At 39.3% G+C, this 20,240-nt stretch carries 24 protein-coding genes; 8 read left to right on the top strand and 16 right to left on the bottom strand.

Going from position 1 to position 20,240, the window contains the following annotated elements:
- Nucleotide 1: 1 nt before the first annotated feature.
- The 5 genes from hisS to rpsF all read right to left on the bottom strand — a co-directional run bounded on the left by hisS (nt 2) and on the right by rpsF (nt 3,203).
- Complete coding sequence (gene hisS / locus IA57_RS09795) at nt 2–1,372, bottom strand: histidine--tRNA ligase (protein ID WP_036122651.1); 1,371 nt, start codon at nt 1,370–1,372, stop codon at nt 2–4.
- 127 nt (nt 1,373–1,499) lie between these two features.
- Complete coding sequence (locus IA57_RS09790) at nt 1,500–1,967, bottom strand: DUF6495 family protein (protein ID WP_036122649.1); 468 nt, start codon at nt 1,965–1,967, stop codon at nt 1,500–1,502.
- Between the two features lie 121 nt (nt 1,968–2,088).
- The gene (rplI, locus tag IA57_RS09785) at nt 2,089–2,550 is read right to left on the bottom strand and encodes a 50S ribosomal protein L9 (protein ID WP_036122648.1); all 462 of its coding nucleotides are present in this window, start codon (nt 2,548–2,550) and stop codon (nt 2,089–2,091) included.
- 12 nt (nt 2,551–2,562) lie between these two features.
- Nucleotides 2,563–2,862: a 30S ribosomal protein S18 gene (gene rpsR, locus IA57_RS09780; RefSeq protein ID WP_036122644.1), complete on the bottom strand. Its 300-nt coding sequence runs from the start codon at nt 2,860–2,862 to the stop codon at nt 2,563–2,565.
- 2 nt (nt 2,863–2,864) lie between these two features.
- Nucleotides 2,865–3,203: a 30S ribosomal protein S6 gene (gene rpsF / locus IA57_RS09775; protein WP_036122642.1), complete on the bottom strand. Its 339-nt coding sequence runs from the start codon at nt 3,201–3,203 to the stop codon at nt 2,865–2,867.
- 194 nt (nt 3,204–3,397) lie between these two features.
- On the opposite strand from rpsF, the gene IA57_RS09770 reads away from it, so the two are divergent.
- On the top strand, nt 3,398–4,093 hold the full coding sequence (locus tag IA57_RS09770) for a LytR/AlgR family response regulator transcription factor (RefSeq protein ID WP_036122639.1): 696 nt from the start codon (nt 3,398–3,400) through the stop codon (nt 4,091–4,093).
- Between the two features lie 3 nt (nt 4,094–4,096).
- On the opposite strand, the gene priA is transcribed toward IA57_RS09770, so the two are convergent.
- From priA to nadC, 3 genes are read right to left on the bottom strand one after another with little or no spacing between them, the layout of a single operon-like run.
- Nucleotides 4,097–6,553 (bottom strand): replication restart helicase PriA, encoded by a 2,457-nt coding sequence (priA, locus tag IA57_RS09765; RefSeq protein WP_036122637.1) that lies wholly within the window; start codon nt 6,551–6,553, stop codon nt 4,097–4,099.
- Between the two features lies 1 nt (nt 6,554).
- Nucleotides 6,555–7,493, bottom strand: coding sequence for a YihY/virulence factor BrkB family protein (locus tag IA57_RS09760; RefSeq protein WP_036122634.1), 939 nt, complete (start codon nt 7,491–7,493; stop codon nt 6,555–6,557).
- A gap of 3 nt (nt 7,494–7,496) precedes the next feature.
- On the bottom strand, nt 7,497–8,354 hold the full coding sequence (gene nadC / locus IA57_RS09755; RefSeq protein WP_036122631.1) for a carboxylating nicotinate-nucleotide diphosphorylase: 858 nt from the start codon (nt 8,352–8,354) through the stop codon (nt 7,497–7,499).
- Nucleotides 8,355–8,500: 146 nt separating this feature from the next.
- Between nadC and IA57_RS09750 the strand changes: the two genes are divergently transcribed.
- Nucleotides 8,501–9,202, top strand: a complete 702-nt coding sequence (locus IA57_RS09750; RefSeq protein WP_131505682.1) for a hypothetical protein — start codon at nt 8,501–8,503, stop codon at nt 9,200–9,202.
- A gap of 3 nt (nt 9,203–9,205) precedes the next feature.
- A complete protein-coding gene (rlmH, locus tag IA57_RS09745) occupies nt 9,206–9,679 on the top strand; it encodes a 23S rRNA (pseudouridine(1915)-N(3))-methyltransferase RlmH (RefSeq protein WP_036122624.1) in 474 nt (157 codons plus the stop codon).
- On the opposite strand, the gene hpf is transcribed toward rlmH, so the two are convergent.
- Entirely contained in the window at nt 9,676–9,975 is a 300-nt protein-coding gene (gene hpf, locus IA57_RS09740; RefSeq protein WP_036122621.1) for a ribosome hibernation-promoting factor, HPF/YfiA family, read from the bottom strand. The genes rlmH and hpf overlap by 4 nt on opposite strands.
- Before the next feature lie 163 nt (nt 9,976–10,138).
- Between hpf and IA57_RS09735 the strand changes: the two genes are divergently transcribed.
- The 4 genes from IA57_RS09735 to IA57_RS09720 all read left to right on the top strand — a co-directional run bounded on the left by IA57_RS09735 (nt 10,139) and on the right by IA57_RS09720 (nt 14,292).
- Nucleotides 10,139–10,714 (top strand): non-canonical purine NTP diphosphatase, encoded by a 576-nt coding sequence (locus IA57_RS09735; protein WP_036122618.1) that lies wholly within the window; start codon nt 10,139–10,141, stop codon nt 10,712–10,714.
- A gap of 82 nt (nt 10,715–10,796) precedes the next feature.
- Nucleotides 10,797–11,258: a hypothetical protein gene (locus IA57_RS09730; protein WP_036122615.1), complete on the top strand. Its 462-nt coding sequence runs from the start codon at nt 10,797–10,799 to the stop codon at nt 11,256–11,258.
- A gap of 211 nt (nt 11,259–11,469) precedes the next feature.
- Nucleotides 11,470–13,212, top strand: a complete 1,743-nt coding sequence (locus tag IA57_RS09725) for a DEAD/DEAH box helicase (RefSeq protein WP_036122614.1) — start codon at nt 11,470–11,472, stop codon at nt 13,210–13,212.
- Nucleotides 13,213–13,503: 291 nt separating this feature from the next.
- Complete coding sequence (locus tag IA57_RS09720; protein ID WP_036123332.1) at nt 13,504–14,292, top strand: carboxypeptidase-like regulatory domain-containing protein; 789 nt, start codon at nt 13,504–13,506, stop codon at nt 14,290–14,292.
- Here IA57_RS09720 and IA57_RS09715 read toward each other — a convergent pair whose 3' ends face one another.
- Together IA57_RS09715 and IA57_RS09710 are read right to left on the bottom strand one after the other, a co-directional pair.
- The gene (locus IA57_RS09715; RefSeq protein ID WP_036122611.1) at nt 14,293–14,667 is read right to left on the bottom strand and encodes a VOC family protein; all 375 of its coding nucleotides are present in this window, start codon (nt 14,665–14,667) and stop codon (nt 14,293–14,295) included.
- 36 nt (nt 14,668–14,703) lie between these two features.
- The gene (locus tag IA57_RS09710) at nt 14,704–15,360 is read right to left on the bottom strand and encodes a TrmH family RNA methyltransferase (RefSeq protein WP_036122607.1); all 657 of its coding nucleotides are present in this window, start codon (nt 15,358–15,360) and stop codon (nt 14,704–14,706) included.
- Nucleotides 15,361–15,418: 58 nt separating this feature from the next.
- Between IA57_RS09710 and IA57_RS09705 the strand changes: the two genes are divergently transcribed.
- The gene (locus IA57_RS09705; RefSeq protein WP_036122603.1) at nt 15,419–16,090 is read left to right on the top strand and encodes an SIR2 family NAD-dependent protein deacylase; all 672 of its coding nucleotides are present in this window, start codon (nt 15,419–15,421) and stop codon (nt 16,088–16,090) included.
- On the opposite strand, the gene IA57_RS09700 is transcribed toward IA57_RS09705, so the two are convergent.
- The 5 genes from IA57_RS09700 to IA57_RS09680 form a co-directional block, all read right to left on the bottom strand.
- A complete protein-coding gene (locus IA57_RS09700) occupies nt 16,087–16,728 on the bottom strand; it encodes a sterol desaturase family protein (RefSeq protein ID WP_036122601.1) in 642 nt (213 codons plus the stop codon). The genes IA57_RS09705 and IA57_RS09700 overlap by 4 nt on opposite strands.
- Before the next feature lie 53 nt (nt 16,729–16,781).
- On the bottom strand, nt 16,782–18,254 hold the full coding sequence (gene guaB, locus IA57_RS09695; protein WP_036122599.1) for an IMP dehydrogenase: 1,473 nt from the start codon (nt 18,252–18,254) through the stop codon (nt 16,782–16,784).
- 72 nt (nt 18,255–18,326) lie between these two features.
- On the bottom strand, nt 18,327–19,031 hold the full coding sequence (locus IA57_RS09690; protein WP_036122596.1) for a hypothetical protein: 705 nt from the start codon (nt 19,029–19,031) through the stop codon (nt 18,327–18,329).
- An 84-nt stretch (nt 19,032–19,115) separates the two neighbouring features.
- Nucleotides 19,116–19,625: a hypothetical protein gene (locus IA57_RS09685; protein WP_036122594.1), complete on the bottom strand. Its 510-nt coding sequence runs from the start codon at nt 19,623–19,625 to the stop codon at nt 19,116–19,118.
- A gap of 1 nt (nt 19,626) precedes the next feature.
- Complete coding sequence (locus tag IA57_RS09680; RefSeq protein WP_036122591.1) at nt 19,627–20,154, bottom strand: FMN-binding protein; 528 nt, start codon at nt 20,152–20,154, stop codon at nt 19,627–19,629.
- Nucleotides 20,155–20,240 lie beyond the last annotated feature (86 nt).

Genomic DNA, 20,240 nt, shown 5'->3' with positions numbered 1-20,240 from the left:
TTTAAGACAGTGCTGCTATAAGCCCCTGTATGTCCAATTGCTTCTGCTCGCCAGATGCCATATGCTTTAACGTAAATACTGAATTTGCCATTTCCTGTTCACCTACCAAAACCACGTACGGTATTTGCCTTTTATCGGCATGCTTCATTTGTTTGCCCGTTTTAGCCGTGTCAGGGTAAAGTTCTGTATTAATATTTTGCTCACGCAGCTGCTTAATTGCTGTCATGGCATACAGGGCTTCTTTATCGCCAAAATTTATAAACAGGGCTTTAATGTTCTTATTTACTGCATCCGGAAAAAGGTTCAATTCCTCCAAAACCAAATAAATCCGATCCAAACCAAAGCTTATGCCTACGCCACTCATATTTTTAAGACCAAAAATACCCGTTAGGTCATCGTATCTTCCACCGCCACCAATCGAGCCCATTTTTACACCCTTAGGAGCAGCGACTTCAAAAATAGCTCCAGTATAGTAGTTTAATCCGCGTGCCAGAGTAACATCAAGCTGTAAGCTAGCAGTTTGCAATCCTATTTCGGTAATGGCCGTATTAATAAACTGAAGTTCCTCAATGCCCTTTTTCCCTGATTCAGAAGCGCTTAAAATATCTTGTAGTTGTTTTATTTGCGAAGCAAAATCGCCTTGCAACTCAAAGAGTGGTTGGAGTTTATTTATCCCTGCTTCAGAAATCCCTTTTGAAAGCATCTCCTCTTTTACCTTCTCCTCGCCTATTTTATCTAACTTATCTAAAGCTACGGTAAAATCGATTAACTTATCGCTAGCCCCAATAACCTCGGCAATTCCTGAGAGAATTTTACGGTTGTTAATTTTTATGGTAACACCTTCCAGCTGTAAGGCTGTAAATACCGCATCGTATAGCTGTACAAATTCAACTTCTTGCCAAAGTGATGTACTTCCCACCACATCGGCATCGCATTGGTAAAACTCCCTAAAGCGGCCTTTTTGCGGCCTATCGGCACGCCAAACCGGTTGCATTTGGTAGCGCTTAAACGGAAACTCAATCTCGTTTTGGTGCTGTACCACATAGCGTGCAAAGGGTACGGTTAAATCGTAACGCAAGGCTTTCTCGGAAATTTTAGGCGTTAATTTCACGGCGTCCTTTTCGGTGTAAAGTGGTTCTTCTACCTTCTTTAAGAAATCGCCAGAATTTAATATCTTAAAAATTAACCGATCCCCTTCTTCACCATACTTTCCCATTAGAGTTTCGGAGTTTTCAAAACTCGGGGTTTCTATAGGCTGAAATCCAAACCGCTCGAACTGGGTTTGTATGATGTTAAAAATGTAGTTGCGCTTGGCAACTTGGTCTGGGTTAAAATCTCTGGTGCCTTTTGGAATGCTTGGTTTTTGTGCCATACTAACGTCCTGCAAAAGCAGGAATCTCTTTTTTAGTTACTAATTAACAAAAATATCGTTTTAATTTGAAATGGATTCCTGCCTACGAAGGAAATCACAAATCTAACGGAACGAAGGCGATAACAAATTAATTTATCAACTTGTTAAAATAGGTAAACAAATCGCCTTTTGTAATGGTCCCGCCTTGTTTTATAAGCTCGAACTTGTCTGCATTTCTATCGTCTGAATAGTCTTTTTTGGCTTGAAGAAACTCAACATTGTCATCCATTAAGTTTTCACGCAGCCAATCGTAGCCAGCGTTTGTTGTAATATCAATGCCATTGCTTAGTTTTATGGCTATGGCATGCATGTGGTCTTCGGCAAAGTAAAACAGATGCATTTGCTGTGGCGATATATGCTCGACATAATTTACCTGTTTTAAAACGCCTTCCCACACCAAATCGCTAAACACGTCCAGTTCTTCTTCGGCCACTTCGGGTTTGTTTGCTTTTATATCTTGCCACTCATCGGCTGTAATAGACTGGGTTGCCAGAAAATTAATGAACTCTTTATTTAATTCTTCAAACTGTTCTTTGGTGAGTCTTGCGTATTTCATAAAGCCTCTCTTAATCTCCCTAAAAGGGAGAAATGATTAATATTAAAAAATGATTTATCTGTTCTTAAACTAAAAAAAAAGCCCCAACGCAGGTTGAGGCTTTTTATATAGAAATTGTTGTTTAGTTTTCTGGAATAACCTCAAACTCGATATCGAAGGTTACCTCGCGATGTAAACGAACACCAGCAGTATAAAGTCCTAAACGTTTTATGCTACCACCAACAATGCTGATAAATTTCTTATCAACGGTGTGCCCTTCTTTTTCTAAAGCCTCAACAAGGTTTAATTTGGTTACCGAACCAAATAACTTGTCTCCAGCAGAAGCGCCTTCGGTTGCTTTTGCAGCAATTTTAATGCTTAATGCTTTAATCGCTTCGGCAGTTTTTTCTGCTTCTTCGATAGCCTTCTTTTCTTTAAAAGCTCTTTGCTTTAAGTTTTCGGCCAACACCTTTTTTGCAGAAGTTGTAGCCAAAACAGCTTGTCCTTGAGGGATTAAAAAGTTTCTACCATAACCGTTCTTAACTGTTACAATATCGTCTTTAAATCCTAAATTCTCAACGTCTTGTTTTAATATAAGTTCCATTGTTATGATATTTTATTTTAATAAATCTGTCACGTATGGCATTAACGCTAAATGACGCGCTCTTTTAACGGCAACAGATACTTTTCTTTGATACTTTAATGATGTTCCAGTTAAACGACGTGGTAAGATTTTACCTTGCTCGTTTACAAATTGCAATAAGAAATCTGGATCTTTATAATCGATATACTTAATACCGTACTTTTTAAAACGACAGTATTTTTTGTCCTTAGAGGTCTCAATGTTAAGCGGTGTTAGGTATCTAATCTCACCGTCTTTTTTTCCTTTTGCTTGTTGTTCAATAGATGTTGACATAATTAAGCTTTTTGTTTGTTTCTTTTTCTTCTCTCCTCAGCCCAAGCTACAGCGTGCTTGTCTAATTTTACCGTTAAGTAACGCATAAAACGCTCGTCACGTCTAAACTCAACTTCTAATTGCGTAATCGCATCTCCAGGTACAGTGTACTCAAACAAGTGGTAAAACCCACTTTTTTTGTTTTGAATTGGGTAGGCTAATTTTTTTAAGCCCCAATCTTCTTTCGATATCATCTTTGCACCTTTAGAAACAAGAAAATCTTCGTATTTCTTTACTGTTTCCTTTATCTGTGTTTCAGATAAAACGGGATTCAAGATGAAAACAGTTTCATAATGATTCATGTTAAAATCTATTTTAATGTTAAAATGGGTGCAAAAATAATTATTTTATTTATATCTTACAACAAAACTCCGAATTATATTCCCCAATTTACCAGTGTTAAAAAAATGTTAAAACATGTATTTTAACGATGTTTTTTGGTTTTTAACCGAATTATTCGTACTATTGTCGATACCTTAACCGAAATATTAATGTTATGACTCTAAATTGTGTAGTAGTTGACGATTCAGCAATACAGCGTCTTTCAATTGTTAAATTAATTGAAACCCATCCGGCGCTTAACCTAATTGCTGAATACAACAGCGCCCTTGAAACCAAAAACGGCCTGAACAACCATAAGGTCGATTTGATTTTTCTCGACATTGAAATGCCCGTGCTTAACGGCTTCGAGCTCTTGGATGTCTTGAACAACAAGCCCCAAATTATTTTTGTAACTGGTAAAACCGAATATGCGTTTAAAGCATTTAACTACGACGCCACCGATTACCTGCACAAACCCATTACCAAAGAACGTTTTAATACAGCAGTAGATAAAGCCATTGAGCAGCACAAGCTAAAAATGGACTTTAACGAGAGCGAGGGCGAACACATCTTTGTAAAAAGTAACCTAAAAAAACGTAAGGTCTATATTAAAGACATTAAATGGATTGAAGCTCTTGGCGATTACGTGAAATTGGTTACCGAAGAAACCAGCCTTGTTGTACTTTCTACCATGAAAGCCTTTGAAAAAGAACTACCAGAAGGGAAGTTTTTAAGAATCCACAAATCCTACATTGTAAATCTTGACAAAATTGACAGGTTTAACAGTAAAAATGTAGAAGTTGGCGCTTATGAAATTCCGCTAAGCCGAAACAAGAAAACACAACTTGTTGACGCTTTAAATAACATTTAAAATTTAATAGTTATCGACATTTAATATTACTCTAACTGACCTAAATACCTTAACACTCATGAAGCTGTTGTTAATCTTAACAATAGCTTCTTTTGTTTTTGCCAAAGATTGCCCCGGAGGTATTTTTACCAAAATGTGCTTTATATATTGGTTGCGTATTCTGGAAACTGGCGGAAACACAGGCCCCAAAACATGCGCCTTAAATACCATGCGTAAAGATTTTGCATACCAATCTGCCCCCTCGTTTACCTTGTTGTAGTTGCGGTGCTTGAACGTAATTTTAATAAGCCGATAAACAGGCGGGTATTTAAAATTATGCCTATCGTCCATTTGCTCTTTAAACATCTCATCATATGCATTGGTCGACACTTGCTGAAGAATGTTGTGGTTCGGGTTATAGGTTTGAATAAGCACTTTACCTCTTTCTTTTGTACGGCCTGCCCTACCCGATACTTGCAACATCAGCTGAAAACTGCGCTCATGGGCTCGAAAATCCGGGAAGTTTAACATGTTATCGGCATTCATAATCCCTACAAGTTTCACATGCCTAAAGTCCAACCCCTTGGTTAGCATTTGTGTGCCTACTAAAACATCCAGCTCTTGCTGCTCGAAGGCCGTGATAATTTTTTCATAACCGTATTTTCCACGTGTGGTATCCAGATCCATCCGCCCTACTTTAACCTCTGGAAATAGCTCCTGAATTTCTTTTTCTACCTGTTCGGTTCCAAAGCCTTTCGTATCTACCTCTGGGCTACCACAAGCCTCGCATGTTTTGGGCATAACTGCATAATACCCGCAATAATGGCAACGCAATTGCCCCTTAAACTTATGGTAAGTTAAACTTACATCGCAATTAGGACATTGGGGCGAATGCCCACAACTAACACACTCTACAATGGGCGAAAAACCCCTTCTGTTTTGAAATAAAATCACCTGAAAACCAGCCTTAAACGCTTCTTCCATAGCTTCGATTAAACGATCGCTAAAATGCCCGGTCATACGTTTGCGTTTATGCTTGTCCTTAATATCTATAAGCTCTATTTCGGGCATTAATACATTATTGTATCTTGTTTTTAGGGCAACCAAAGCATATTTATGCTGCTGAACATTGTAATAACTCTCTAAACTAGGGGTTGCAGAACCCATTAAAATATGGGCTTTAAACATCCGAGCCAAAACAATGGCTGCATCGCGTGCATGGTATCGGGGTGCCGGGTCAAATTGTTTGTACGACTGCTCATGCTCCTCATCGACCACAATTAACCTTAAATCATTAAAAGGCAACAATACAGCCGAACGCGCGCCTAAGATTATTCTTGCCTTTGGCGAACCTTCCAACACCTGATTCCAGACTTCTACGCGCTCGTTGGTTGAGTATTTTGAATGAAAAACCGCAACTTCCTCGCCAAAATACCCTTGCAATCGGTTTACCAATTGCGTGGTTAAAGCTATTTCTGGAACCAGAAACAGTACTTGCCCCGATTTTTGCGCCAGGATTTCTTGAATTAATTTAACATAAACCTCCGTTTTGCCCGAAGATGTTACACCGTGAAGTAATACTGGGCGTTGCGCGCTAAAAGCTTGGTTTATTTCTTGTAGCGCCTGCTTTTGCTGCGGGTTTAATGTTTTTATATCGGCGCTTTTTTCACCTGTAAATTGCACCCGATCCATTTGCAAATAATACGCCTCGAAAATATCCTTGTCTATTAAAGCCTTAATAATGGCTGGCGAAGCCTTACTCGCTTCGGTAAGCTGTTTAAGTTTTATAGGGTTTTGCGATTTAGCCAATAAAGAGAATAGCGCTAAAACCACCTCTCGCTGTTTTGGTGCTCGGTTTAATTCGTCCAGAACCGTTCTAAGGGCAGCTTCTGTTTGTAACCGTTCGGGAAACTTAACATAGCGTACCAATTTGGGCTTATACTTCTCGTACACTTCCTCCTGAACATCAACAACATGCCCGTCTAACAAACGCTTAATAACTGGAAGAGCATTCTTTTTATCTAAAATATGAGACACCTCATGAATGCTTAACGAGCTTTGGTGCTGAAGCGCTTCATAAATTAAAAACTCGTCATCCTTTAAATCATGGGCGTTAAAAGCTTCACCCTGTTTTAGGCTAATAACCGTTTCGCTCTCCAACAAAAAAGCATTAGGCAACGCGGCGCGCATAACCTCGCCCACCGCACACATATAATAGGCGGCTATCCAATGCCAAAATTCTAGTTGTTGTTTAGTAACTATTGGGGTGTCGTCTAAAATTTGATGGATTTCCTTAGCCTCGTACACTTCTGGCGGGGTGTTATGAATTTGGTAAACCAAAGCGGTGTAAATTTTGGTTTTTCCAAACGGTACAGACACCCTAATTCCTGGGGCTAAAAATTGGGCTTCGGCAGGTGAAACCAAATACGTAAACGTATTGGGAACCGGAATGGGCAATATGACATCTATAAAATTTGCCATATTAAAAAATACTTTTTTCGTTAATCTTACGCAAACGATTTAAAGAGGCATTAAGTTCGTATCCCAAAAGCAACATATTGGAATTAAGCCAAAGGTAAAACAGTAGAATAAGCAATGCCCCTATGGAGCCATACAGCTCATTATACTTGGAAAAATTCTCAATATAAATACCAAACAAATAAGAGTTAACAATAATTAAAACCGTGGTTAATACCGCACCAATCGAAAAAAACTTGGAAGCCTTCCCTTCCCTAGTACCAAAATAATACAGTATGGCCGTGGCCAGATAAACCATGAGTACAAAAAAGCCGTATTTTGCTAAAATCATCCAGGTATCTACATTTTTAACCACCCCATAATTCTCTAAATTGCCAATAACATAAATTTGAAAATACCCCAAAACCAAAACCGTTAGTATTAATAAGAATGCCAAAATTAAGGCAACCCCCAAAGCATACAGGTACTGCTTTACCACATTTCTAGACAGTTGCTCGTGGTACGAGTTTTCGAACCCGGAAAATACCGCACTAATCCCGTTGGCCATTAAAAAAACCGATACCAATAACACCGATGAAAGTAAACCGCCACGTTGGGTACTGTCTATATTCTCGAAAATATTGTGAAAGAAAAAATCTGACGTACTTGGTGGTAAAAAGGAATTTAAAAACCTTAAAAATTCTATCTTAAAATCATCGATAGGAATGTACGGGATAATAATAAGCACAAACAGCAAAAACGGAAACAGGGCTGTAAAAAAGCTAAATGCTATAGCGCTGGCACGTGTGGTTAAAGCGCCTTTAGCAATACCCAATACGTACAGCTCCAGAAGGTCGTACAAGGACAAGCCCTCGAAACCCGGCAGTTTAATTTCCTTAAAAAACCTAACAACAAGATTAACAAGAGGTATTTTTTTTAGTTTGTCCTCAATAGGCTTGGTCATAGATTACACCGCTTTTAAACTTAAATCCATGTTGTAAACCGAGTGCGTTAATGCTCCTGAAGAAATATAATCTACCCCACAATCGGCATATTGTCTAGCAGTTTTTAAGGTAATCCCGCCAGACGATTCGGTTTGGCATTTGTTACCAATAAGCTGAACGGCCTTTTTAGTATCTTCAAAATTAAAATTATCGATTAATATTCGGTAAACACCATCGCTCTTCAAGATTTCTTTTATTTCATCCAAATCGCGGGCCTCAACAATAATCTTCAAATCTTTTTCATGGTCTAACAAATACTGTTTGGTTTTGCTTATAGCTTTGGTAATACCTCCAGCAAAATCGATATGATTGTCCTTAAGCATAATCATATCGTAAAGGGCAAACCTGTGGTTTACGCCTCCTCCTATTTTTACGGCCCATTTTTCTAGTGCGCGTATGCCTGGTGTTGTTTTTCGGGTATCTAATATTTGGGTCTGGGTGCCCTCCAAAACATCTACAAACGTTTTGGTTTTGGTGGCAATAGCACTCATGCGTTGCATGGCATTAAGCACCAATCGCTCTGCCTTTAGAATGGCTTGCGATGGCCCTTGCACATAAAACACCACGTCTCCGTACTTTACGCTGCGGCCATCGTTTATAAACGTTTTCATTTTCAGTCGTTTATCAACATGCTTAAAAACCATTCTGGCAAACTCTACTCCTGCAATAATGCCTTCGTCCTTAACCAGCAGCTTGGCTTGGCCCATAGCATCTTCAGGAATGCACGCTAGCGAACTATGGTCGCCATCGCCAACATCCTCCCTAACGGCATTGGCTATAATGAGATCTATTTCTTTATTAAATTGCGCTTCGGAAATCATTTTTTTTGTTATTTTGAATACCATAAAAATATAGCATTTTTAATTATTCTTTTTCAATGCATCTAAAAAAATACATTCTAAGCGCTTTATTTCTTCTAACAAGCACCATAATCTTCTCGCAGCAAGAAGTCTACCTTGATGAACATATGAATGAAATTTCGGAACAAGCGTTTAAAGAAAAGTGCAATAACATTATGTTTAAGTGTTTAACCTACAGTAGCGAGGGGTTAATTATCCAGAAAATCCTTTATCGCTACAAGTTTGGTGAAATTTCTGAAACCCATTTTCAACAAATAAAAAAAGTACTCATCAGGGATAGTAACAAGGCCATTCCCGAAGGTTCAACAATCATTATTAAATATACCGACAACGTAAACACACTAGGGTTAACCCCAAAGGAAAAGCTTTTTAAAGGTAGTACCACCAGTAATTCGCTCCATAGACCTAGACGGGTAAAAAAACAAATAAAACACCTAGAAGTATCTGCCAAAAAGTGCAAGCAACAGTTAGAAGCCGATTATCCCGTTGCGTTTTACAGCATGTATCAACCTAATCCTCCAAACATTGAGCCCCTTTTCAACTCAGACGTTTGGTTAAAAGACAGCGGGCTTTTTAAAAACTTGTTCTTTAAAATTGCACAAGACAATTGCGCCCTTATTTTAAAGCCTGATGGCGAGTTTATGCTTTTAGGCAGCCATTTGTCCGACAATCAAATCGATCAAATTTTAAAACAATCCGATTGGAGCACGTTTAAAAATGACTGGAAGAACAGCCTAATACACGGCAAAAAAGCCTTGGGTGTTTTTAAAACACAATTCACCCCCAACACCTTAACCCACTGCTTTTAAATTATGAACATTAAACTTATTGCCATAGGAAAAACCGATAATAAAAACCTACAAACCCTAATGGCAGATTACCAAAAGAGGCTGGGGTTTTACATTAAATTCGAATTTGAAATCATTCCCGACATTAAAAACGCTAAAAACCTAAGCGAAGCCCAACAAAAACAAAAGGAAGGCGAGCAAATACTTTCCAAAGTCTCAGCTTCCGATGTTTTGATTTTATTAGATGAAAATGGCAAACACATGACTTCTGAGGCATTTTCATCCTACCTTCAAAAACACATGAACTCTGGAATTAAACAGCTGGTATTTGTTATTGGCGGCCCCTACGGTTTCTCGCAAGAGGTTTATAATAAAAGTGATGGGAAACTGTCATTAAGTAAAATGACCTTTTCCCATCAAATGATACGGCTCTTTTTTATCGAGCAGCTATATCGTGGCTTCACTATTTTAAGAAATGAGCCATACCACCACCGTTAGTGGGTTTGAAACGTATGCCTGCGCTTACTTAACTGCTTTTCAAGATCGCTAATGGTCTCTTTAACGGCCATTTCAAAATTTTTCTCGGTCGAAGTGGCAAAAATACGTGGACCAGGGAGACTAAGCTCCATATTGCAAATATGTCCTTGGTCTTTGTGGTTGTTATCTAGCTTAAAAGCAACATCACAAGTAATTAAAAAATCGTGCTTCTTGGTTAAAGGCGCTAACTTCTTCTCGGTATAAGCGGTAAGCGCTTCACTCGCGTCCATATTGACGTATCTTATGTTTACAGTCATAATTCAATAGGTTATTGGGTTATTAATTATATTATCAAAATTAGACCTTAAAATAGGAATAAAACATGAAAATTGTCATAGTTAATCCAATTTTTTATCAAAAAAAGGCAGAAGCCAAACAGGGTTTTTATCTTTGTCCCTTAACATGCAAAATAACCATGCCATGACACTTGTTTTTGCCACAAACAACAGCAATAAAATTAAAGAAGTACAACAGCTTATCCCGAACAACATTAAACTGTTGGGACTAAAAGACATTAACTGCTTAGAAGATATTCCTGAAACTCAAGACACCATTTCTGGCAACGCCCTGCAAAAGGCAGAATACATAAAACAACACTATGGTTACGACTGTTTTGCAGACGATACAGGCCTAGAGGTTGAGGCTTTGAATGGCGACCCTGGAGTGTTATCTGCTCGCTATGCCGGGCCACAACGCAACGCCAACGACAATATGGAAAAACTACTTGACAACCTTAACAACAAGCCTAATAGAGGCGCACAGTTTAAAACCGTTATCGCTTTAATTTTAAACGGCAAAACACACACCTTTACAGGTATTTGCAAAGGCGAAATCACTACAAAAAAATATGGTAACGCCGGTTTTGGTTACGACCCTATTTTTAAAGCCGAGGGCTACAACCAAACCTTTGCCGAAATATCTTTAGAAGAAAAAAACCGTATTGGACATCGCGGAAAAGCCGTCTCTAAATTAGTGGCATTTTTAAACAACCACTAACACCCTCGTTAAATAACAATACTTAAAAAGCCTTAAGTTGAAAAAAATAAGTCTTATATTTCCACTCACAAAAAATAGCCTTATGAAATATTTTAAAACCTTTATAGTATTATGCCTTTGTTTAACCAGTTTTTTTTCATGTAAGGACGAAGCTAAAACAGCTGCTCCTAAAGAAGAAAGCACCAAAACAACAGCAACAACACCCAGCAAGCCTAAACAAACCAATACAACAGAAAACAAAAACATTGTATATCATTACACCTGCGATAAAGGGTGTAATAGCGGATCAAATTCTGCAGGAATGTGTTCGGTTTGCGGAAGCATCTTAACACATAACCCAGCTTATCATAACACTCAAAAAGCCGCGCCAACAAACACATCGTCAAGTCCTTTTGCCACACCTACAAACACCCCATCTGGACAAAATGCTGCCGGACTTTGGCATTACACCTGTAGCAACGGCTGTAGTGGCGGATCTGGCAGTGCAGGAAATTGCAGCAGCTGTGGTAACGCATTAGCGCATAACGCAGCTTATCATCAGTAGTTTTTATTTATAAAGCAAAGTGATTTTTTAGCTTTTTTTAGCGAAAAAAATCACTTCCCAAATAAAAGTGTATCTTTGCAGCCTGAAACGCAGGATAGTGCGTTATAAATTCCTCAAGGTGAGGATGTGTTGCAAGAAGTTTTAAGGTTAAGTATGTCGATTCGCTTCTAGGTAACACTACACATTACAATCGAATACTTACTTAAAACAAATGAACACATTTCAAGATTTAGGTCTTAACAGCGACCTATTGCAAGCCATTACCGATTTAGGATTTAAAACCCCTAGTGAAGTTCAAGAAAAAGCCATTCCAACCCTTTTAAGCGAAGAGCGCGATCTAGTTGCTCTTGCACAAACCGGTACTGGAAAAACCGCAGCTTTTGGGTTTCCTATGCTGCAAAAAATAAATATTGACAGCCGCACCACACAAGGGCTTATTCTTTCACCTACCCGCGAGCTTTGTTTACAAATTACCAACGAGCTTAAACTTTATGGCAAATACTGTAACGGTTTAAATGTAGTCGCTATTTACGGGGGTGCAAGCATAAACGAGCAAGCTAAAGAAATAAAGAAAGGGGCGCAAATTGTTGTTGCTACCCCAGGACGAATGAAAGACATGATTGGCCGTAAAATGGTCGATATTTCTAAAATAGAATATGCCGTTTTAGATGAAGCCGATGAAATGCTTAACATGGGCTTCTACGAAGATATTACCGACATCCTTTCGCACACGCCAAAAGACAAAAGCACTTGGTTGTTTTCGGCAACCATGCCTAAAGAGGTTGCAACCATTGCCAAAAAATTCATGCACAACCCCATAGAGGTAACGGTTGGCGCCAAAAACGTAGGAAGCGAGCAGGTAAGCCACGAATACTATGTGGTTAATGGCAGACAGCGCTACCTAGCCTTAAAGCGTTTGGCCGACTTAAACCCAGATATTTTTTCGGTGGTTTTCTGCCGTACAAAACGAGACACCCAAAAAGTAGCCGAAAAATTAATAGAAGACGGATACAATGCAGGAGCCTTACATGGCGATTTAAGCCAAAACCAACGTGATTTAGTTATGAAAGCCTTTAGAAACAAGCAAATCCAAATGCTTGTTGCTACAGATGTTGCCGCAAGAGGTATTGATGTAGACGATATAACCCACGTAATTAACTACCAGTTGCCAGACGAAATAGAAACCTATACGCACCGTAGTGGGCGTACCGGACGTGCTGGAAAAACAGGGGTTTCTATGGTTATAGTAGCAAAAAGTGAACTAAGACGCATTAAATCCATAGAAAGAAAAATTCAAAAGGATTTTATAAAAAAGGACATCCCAAGCGGTATGGAAATCTGCGAGGTACAACTTATGTCCTTGGCCAATAAAGTGCACAACACCGAAATTAACCATAAAATAGACGGTTATTTAGACAGCATTAACCAATTGTTCGAGGAAGTTACCAAAGAAGAGTTGATAAAAAAGTTCTTCTCTGTTGAATTTACACGTTTTTATAACTACTATAAAGATGCCCAAGACCTTAATCTTGAAGCCTCACATAGCAGCGAACGTGACACCAGCAACGAACAGTCTACCAGATTCTTTATTAACGTTGGAAAGAAAGATGGCTTTAACTGGATGGAACTTAAGGACATGCTTAGAGACATCCTACAGCTTGGCAAAGACGATGTCTTTAAAGTAGATGTTATGGGAACGTTCTCTTTTTTCAATACCGAAACCGCCCACGAAAAGAAGGTATTGGAGACGTTTAACAACCTAGAATACAACGGCCGAAAAATAAGTGTTGAAATTACCGAAGAAAAAGGCCAAGGAAAAAAAGGAAAACGCCAACGTGGCAATGGCAGAAAGCAACGCGGAAACAACAAAGGTTTCGATCGTTCTGCACCACGAGGAAAGCGTTCTGGCTTTGGTGGAGCATCATCAAGACCAAGACGCTCTAGACGTAAATAATTAGCATTGTAATATAAAGTGCCCACAATAGTGGGCTCTTTTTTTATACCCCATATTTTTAAAGACTTTTCTTGCGAAAATCACCCAGTTTCTTTCAATTCTTACAGGCTTATTAAATGGGCAAAGCATACAAAAACCGCTTGTATTTTAATCCTCAGCTTTTTCCTACCTTTTAATGATCTTATGCATGCCTTATCTGCGTATTTTTTTTATAAAACATTAATCATAAAAAAATGCAAAAAAAGTGAATTTCATTTTAAGTTTCCTATTTTTACAATCAATTCGCATGTTATGAAACTCTACTTATACCTTTTCATAAGTTTTTTTATAATCACCCTGTCTGCCACGGGCCAAGAGGGAACAAATACTTTTGTTAAGGGCAAGGTTTTAAACTCGGCAAACGGCCAACCTTTAGAAAATGTAAATATTGTAAACCTAAACGAGGTAAAAGGAACATCGTCTAATTCTGAAGGGCGCTTTAAGCTTACCGCAAAAGCCAACGACACCCTTCACTTTTCTTACTTGGGGTTTAAATCGATTAAAGTACGGGTTACCAACGACTGGATAAAATACGGCGAATCGACAATAGAGCTTACAGAACTTGCTCTGGCACTTGAAGAAGTTGTCATTCACGAATTCAAGCTTACTGGATATTTGGCGGTCGACATTAAGCAAATCCCCATAAACACCAATTACCGCTATAGCATTTCTGGGTTGCCATCAACGGGCTATGAAGCCGGAAGTAACAAAAATGGGGTAACCAAAGTATTGGGCGCTATATTTAATCCGGCCGATTTTCTCCACCGCATGTTTGGCAAACAGCCTAACGAAATGCGTAAGCTAAAGAAAATGAAACAGGACGATGAAATTAGGAACATCTTAGCCAACCGATTTGACAGAGAAATGCTTATGGCACTTTTACAGGTAGACCGCGTTGATCTAGATGAAATTGTACGTCAATGCAATTACTCCAAAGGGTTTATACAGGAAGCTAACGACCTGCAAATACTCGATGCTATTAGCGAATGCTACGAAGAATACAAAGTCCTTAGCCGAAGCAGAAAACCTGGCCGCTTTTAATTATTTTACAGAGTGTAGGGCTACCCTATTCCCTTCGGTGTCTATAAAAGCTCCCATAAACCCGTGTTCGGGCGATATTTGCGTTTTAGGCTGATAGAGTTTACCGCCGGCAGCGACCACACGGTTCAACTCGTTATTAACATCTTCAGAAATAAAATATACCAAGGTACCTTTTTCGCTTGGCACATAAGTAGCTTGTTTAATTAAAGTGCCATTGGCACCATGTGCTTGCCCCCTATCGGGAAACCACCCCATTAACAAACCGTCAAAATCAACAACTTGAATGCTAATCTTAAAAACCGTTTCGTAAAATGTTTTGGCTCTTTCCATGTCTAAAACAGGAATTTCAAACCAGCCAACCATATTGTGTGTCATAACGCTAGGAATTGTATGTTCCTAAAGATAAGCAATCTATTGGTTTTCGTAATAATGTTTCACCAGCTTATCGTAATTTTTCAAGGATTTTCGAGCCCAATCAAACCGCTTCTCCAACAACTCCTCTTGTGTTAACTGCCAGTTTAAGCCTGTTTGTTTTACTTGTGTTGTAACCTGTTGCAGGATAATGGCAGCCGATACCGAAATGTTTAAACTTTCGGTAAAGCCTACCATAGGAATTTTTAAAAAACCATCGGCATGGGTCATAACAGTATTAGAAAGCCCATTAACTTCGCGCCCAAAAAAGAAACAGGTTTTTTTTGAAACATCAAACTCGTGCAGCTGGCAGTCGTTGGTATGCGGAGTGGTTGCCACAATTTGGTAACCGTTTTCTTTTAAGGATGTTATGCAACCCAAGGCTGTTTTATGCCTGTAAACATCCACCCATTTTTGGGCGCCCAGAGCAATTTCACTTTCTATGCGTTTGGCATTGTGCTCTTCAATAACATGCACGTCCTGAATACCAAACACATCGCAACTTCTAATTACGGCACTTGTGTTGTGCATGTGATAAACGTCTTCTGTAGCAACCGTAAAATGCTTGGTTCGCTGCGCTAACACGCGGTTAAAGCGTTGCTTTCTGTTAGGGGTTAGATAGCTTTCTAAATAGTCTAGAAGTTTAATATCAATCATTTTTCAAAGATAATTTAAAATCTTAATTTGCAGTTGTCAACAATTTCAATTTTACACCATGAAACACCTTGTTGTGCTTACAGGCGCTGGCATGAGCGCAGAAAGTGGCATAAAGACCTTTAGAGATGCCAACGGGCTTTGGGAAGGTCATGATGTTATGGAAGTAGCTTCGCCCATCGGCTTTGCAAAAAATCCCGAATTGGTCTTGGATTTTTACAACCAACGCCGCAGGCAACTGCTTAGCGTTTCCCCAAATTTAGCCCACAGGGCTTTGGCAGATTTAGAAACGACTTACCAGGTGTCCATCATTACCCAGAATGTCGATGATTTGCACGAGCGTGCCGGAAGTACCAATGTGCTGCATTTACATGGCGAACTTTTAAAAGCGCGAAGCACGTATAATGAAACCGATGTTTTCCCTTGGAAAGCAGATATTAAATTAGGGGATCTCTGCCAAAAAGGCCATCAAATACGGCCGCACATCGTATGGTTTGGCGAAGCCGTACCGCTAATTGATGAAGCTATAAACATCTGCCAAACGGCCGATATCTTAGTTATTATAGGAACTTCGTTGCAAGTCTATCCTGCGGCTAGTTTAATGGCTTACACCCCAAAATCGGCAAGGGTGTATTATATAGACCCGCATCCAGCACCCAACATAGGAAACCACATTCAGCTTATCGCCGAAAAGGCCACAACGGGCATGCAAAAATTAACTGCGCTTATTTAATGCTGTTTAGGTTTTGGCGGCATGGTACCAAAAACTTTGTCCCAAAAGGTATTAGACACCCCAAAAGCTTTGTTTGGATATTGATAATGATGCAGATTATGGTGTAACCACAAGTTTTTAAAACGTTTTGGCGGACGACTAACGTGTATGGCCCTGTGCACAAACGAGTACATTAAATACCCTAGAAAAAATCCGGGGAAAAACCCATAAACCAAATGGGTGTAGCCTGTAATTAGAAACACCACATAAAACACCCCAAACAACACTGAAGCCAGGATAAGCCCCGGTACTGGCGGCATAAGCAATCGCTGTTTGTCTTTTGGAAACTCGTGATGCGACCCATGCATAATAAAGTGAAACCGCTGAACAAATCTGTTTTCGTTAACCCAATGAAATAAATACCTGTGAAGCAGGTACTCGGCTAAGGTCCAGAAGGCAATACCGAAAAAAAACCAAGCTAAAAACACAGTAACCGACAGCCCTATTTTTGCTATTGCGAAGTAGATTAATGCCGCGATAACAATACCATAAACAAGGACATTCGATTTTAAATCGGTTTTTGTAAGACGCTCTAAAAATTTATTTCTAAATATCTGAGCCTCACCCACCTGATACTGCGTATCAACTTTCGATTTCATGATTCTTGTATTCTCCTAATAAGGATAAAAATACAAAAATACTTTTACAATAGCTATCTCGAATAATTAGGCGCCTCTTTGGTAATGGTTACATCATGGGGGTGGCTTTCGTGAATTCCGCTTGCGGTAATTTTCACAAACTGCCCTGTAGCTTTTAAGGTTGCAATGTCCTTAGCACCACAATAGCCCATACCTGCTCTTAACCCACCAATAAATTGATGGATGCTTTCTACCAATTCTCCTTTATAAGGAACACGGCCTACAATACCTTCGGGAACCAATTTTTTAATATCGTCTTCTACATCTTGGAAATAACGGTCTTTACTACCTTGTTTCATGGCTTCAACCGATCCCATGCCGCGATACGATTTAAACTTTCTGCCTTCGTAAATAATGGTTTCGCCTGGAGATTCTTTGGTTCCTGCCAATAACGATCCTAGCATAACACAATCGGCACCTGCAGCAATGGCCTTAGGAATATCGCCTGTATATCGTATACCGCCATCGGCTATAACGGGAACGCCACTGTCTTTTATGGCTGCCGCTACTTCTAACACAGCCGAAAACTGCGGAAAACCGACACCAGCAACAACACGTGTTGTACAAATCGATCCTGGGCCAATCCCTACTTTTACAGCATCGGCTCCTGCATCTACTAAATATTTAGCTGCTTCTGGTGTGGCAATATTACCTACAACCACATCTAATTCTGGGAATTTGGCTTTGACATCTTTTAACACCGCAACCACACCTTTTGTATGCCCGTGGGCCGTATCGATAATAACAGCATCTACCCCTGCATTTACCAAGGCTTCGGCGCGTTCTGCCGCATCGGCTGTTACCCCTAAAGCTGCAGCCACTCGTAGCCTACCGTACTTGTCTTTATTGGCGTTGGGCTTTTGTGTTAATTTTGTAATGTCTCTAAAGGTAATCAACCCAATTAATTTGTTATTGGTATCGACTACAGGAAGTTTTTCAATTTTATTGTTTTGAAGAATGACCTCTGCATCTGTTAACGACGTTCCTTCACCAGCTGTCACCAAATTTTCTGAGGTCATGACCTCTACAATTGGCCTGTTATTGTTTTTTTCAAAGCGCAAGTCACGGTTGGTTACTATGCCCTTTAGTATGCCGTGATCGTCTACAATAGGAATTCCTCCTATGCTATGCTCAGCCATGTTTTGCTTGGCGTCCTGCACTTTAGCTGTTAATGGTAAGGTTACTGGGTCTATAATCATACCGCTCTCAGCACGTTTTACACGCCTTACCTTACTAGCCTGTTGCTCGATAGTCATGTTTTTATGAAGTACACCTATACCCCCCTCACGAGCAATAGCAATGGCCATACGGCTTTCTGTAACAGTATCCATAGCAGCCGATACAATAGGCACATTAAGCGTAATGTTACGTGAGAATTTTGTTTTAATGCTTACTTCGCGTGGAAGGATTTCTGAATAGGCGGGAACTAAAAGAACATCATCGTAGGTTAAACCTTCTCCTAGTATCTTGTTTTGATGTGCTGTCATGATGCAATTACGATTATAATTGCATGCAAATATACAATATTATAGACGAATACGTTTTAACTTCTCGTTAAATTATTTGTAATGCTTTTGGCAGTAGGCCCGTAAATCATTTAAAGCGTATTGGTACCGGTCATCGGTACTGGAAAGGTCGCCTTTAAACCGTATGGGTTTGGGCACCAAAAAGGCATAAAGACACTTGCCTTGAGCTATTTTTGTAATGGTCCTTTTGGTTTTCTTATCGATAGTTTCGTATACGGGTACCAACCATTGGTATTGTTCGCTCTGTAAAACAGCCTTATCCCACTCCAAGGCTTGTTCGCCTACCATAATCTGTTCAGAAAAAAGCAACTGCCCCATTGTTTTAAAAGCCTCGTTAAAAACCGTTTTACTGCCTAGTACGCTATAATCCCTAACGGGTTTATCTGTAAAGATTTTAAACGGAAAAGCCATGGTTAACCGTAACTTTTTTGAAATATAGTGCGCCATTTTAGGCCAAACCACTTGGTGTCCTTTACGTGCTACAGCCTTATAATACCATAAATAGAAATCCCGTCGTTCTGGTATGGTTTGGTATTCGTTAAACAGGTTGTGTTTTAAATTATGCCGATTGGCATTTTGCCACACCAGTGTGTTTCGCTTTCTGTCTTGCTTTAACCAATCGGTATGGGTTAATGAAATTAAACCTGTTTGGTCTTGATAGTGCTTAAGAGTTTCCCATTCCTTAGAATAACCCTGCACGGCAAACAGCAAAAAGTAACCTATCAAAACGTATCTCATACCGATAAATTAAACCATAAATGTACAAGAAAATACCTACTTAAACTTGATAGACACCAAGACTTTTTAAGTATCGCAGTTTATTTAATCTTGGGCAGTGTTAGGTTTGGGCTTTTGCACCAACTGAAATAAGATTATGGCTACGGCCAGCGTATACGACAGGGTCATTAAAGCACCTGAGAGCATGACAATGTATTTCATCCATAAGACGCCTTTCCAAAGAAAATAAATCCCACCAAAGGTACACACTACAGAAGCAATGGGCTCGACCATCAAAACACTTTTTAATTTTTTAGGGAGTTTTGTTGTATAAAGAATTAGTCCCAACAAAAAGAAAATAACCGACAGGGATAGCATGTGGTTGTGCACCAAAGTAAGCATTTCCTTATCGCTTTTTTTAAACTTCATTACGGCCACCTCTTCCTGGTCTTCGTTACCCAAATACTGCTCTTCAATGCCTGCAGGTTTGGCGTGAGTGGTTTCGTTTACAAACAACAACCCAGTATAAAAACCTATGCTCAATACAACAATAAAGGCACCTATAAGCCATTTAAGCTCTTTGGGAAACGTACGTAGGGAACCGCTTAAAGCCATGTTACAATAACTGTTTTGATTGTAGAATTTGTAATGATTTTAAAAGCTGGTTTACTGCTGCGGTCATTGATCGCACCGAAATGGTCGCCCCAGAAATCGCAACAATGTTGCTTTTGTAAACCAGTTTATCTGAAGTGGTTTTGCCTTCAAACTGCCGTAACCAACGTTTGCTTCCTATCTCGCCACCGTAGTCTTCACGATATGCCAATACCTTAGTTTTTTTAATAATTAAATTGGCATCGAACAAAACCAAATAATCAAAAGTGTCTGTTTTACTTGGCGCATTCGACATATAAGCATACCCTAATAAAGCTTCATCTTTTTTAATTTCAAAAAAGGTATCGGCATTAAATGTTGCTGGTAGTTTATTGGTCTCGGCCTCAGGAAAAACCTTTGGTGTTATTTGAAAGGTTTCTACACCAAAAGCAGCTTTTACTTCTTTCGTTACTTTTTTCTTATCGCCATTAAACAAGAAAGTCGTAGCCAACGTTAAGGTAAAAGTTAGTATAAGGACCACATTTAATTTCATAATGCAAAGGTATTTATTTTGGGGCTTAAAAATGCCAAATAGCTAAAGTAAAAAACAGGTTACTTTAGCTATTGGCTTAGTTTATA

This window comes from Mangrovimonas yunxiaonensis (assembly GCF_000733475.1).
GTDB lineage: Bacteria > Bacteroidota > Bacteroidia > Flavobacteriales > Flavobacteriaceae > Mangrovimonas > Mangrovimonas yunxiaonensis.
The sequence above is the reverse complement of the archived record's forward strand: the minus strand, read 5'-3'. Positions and strand labels throughout refer to the sequence as shown.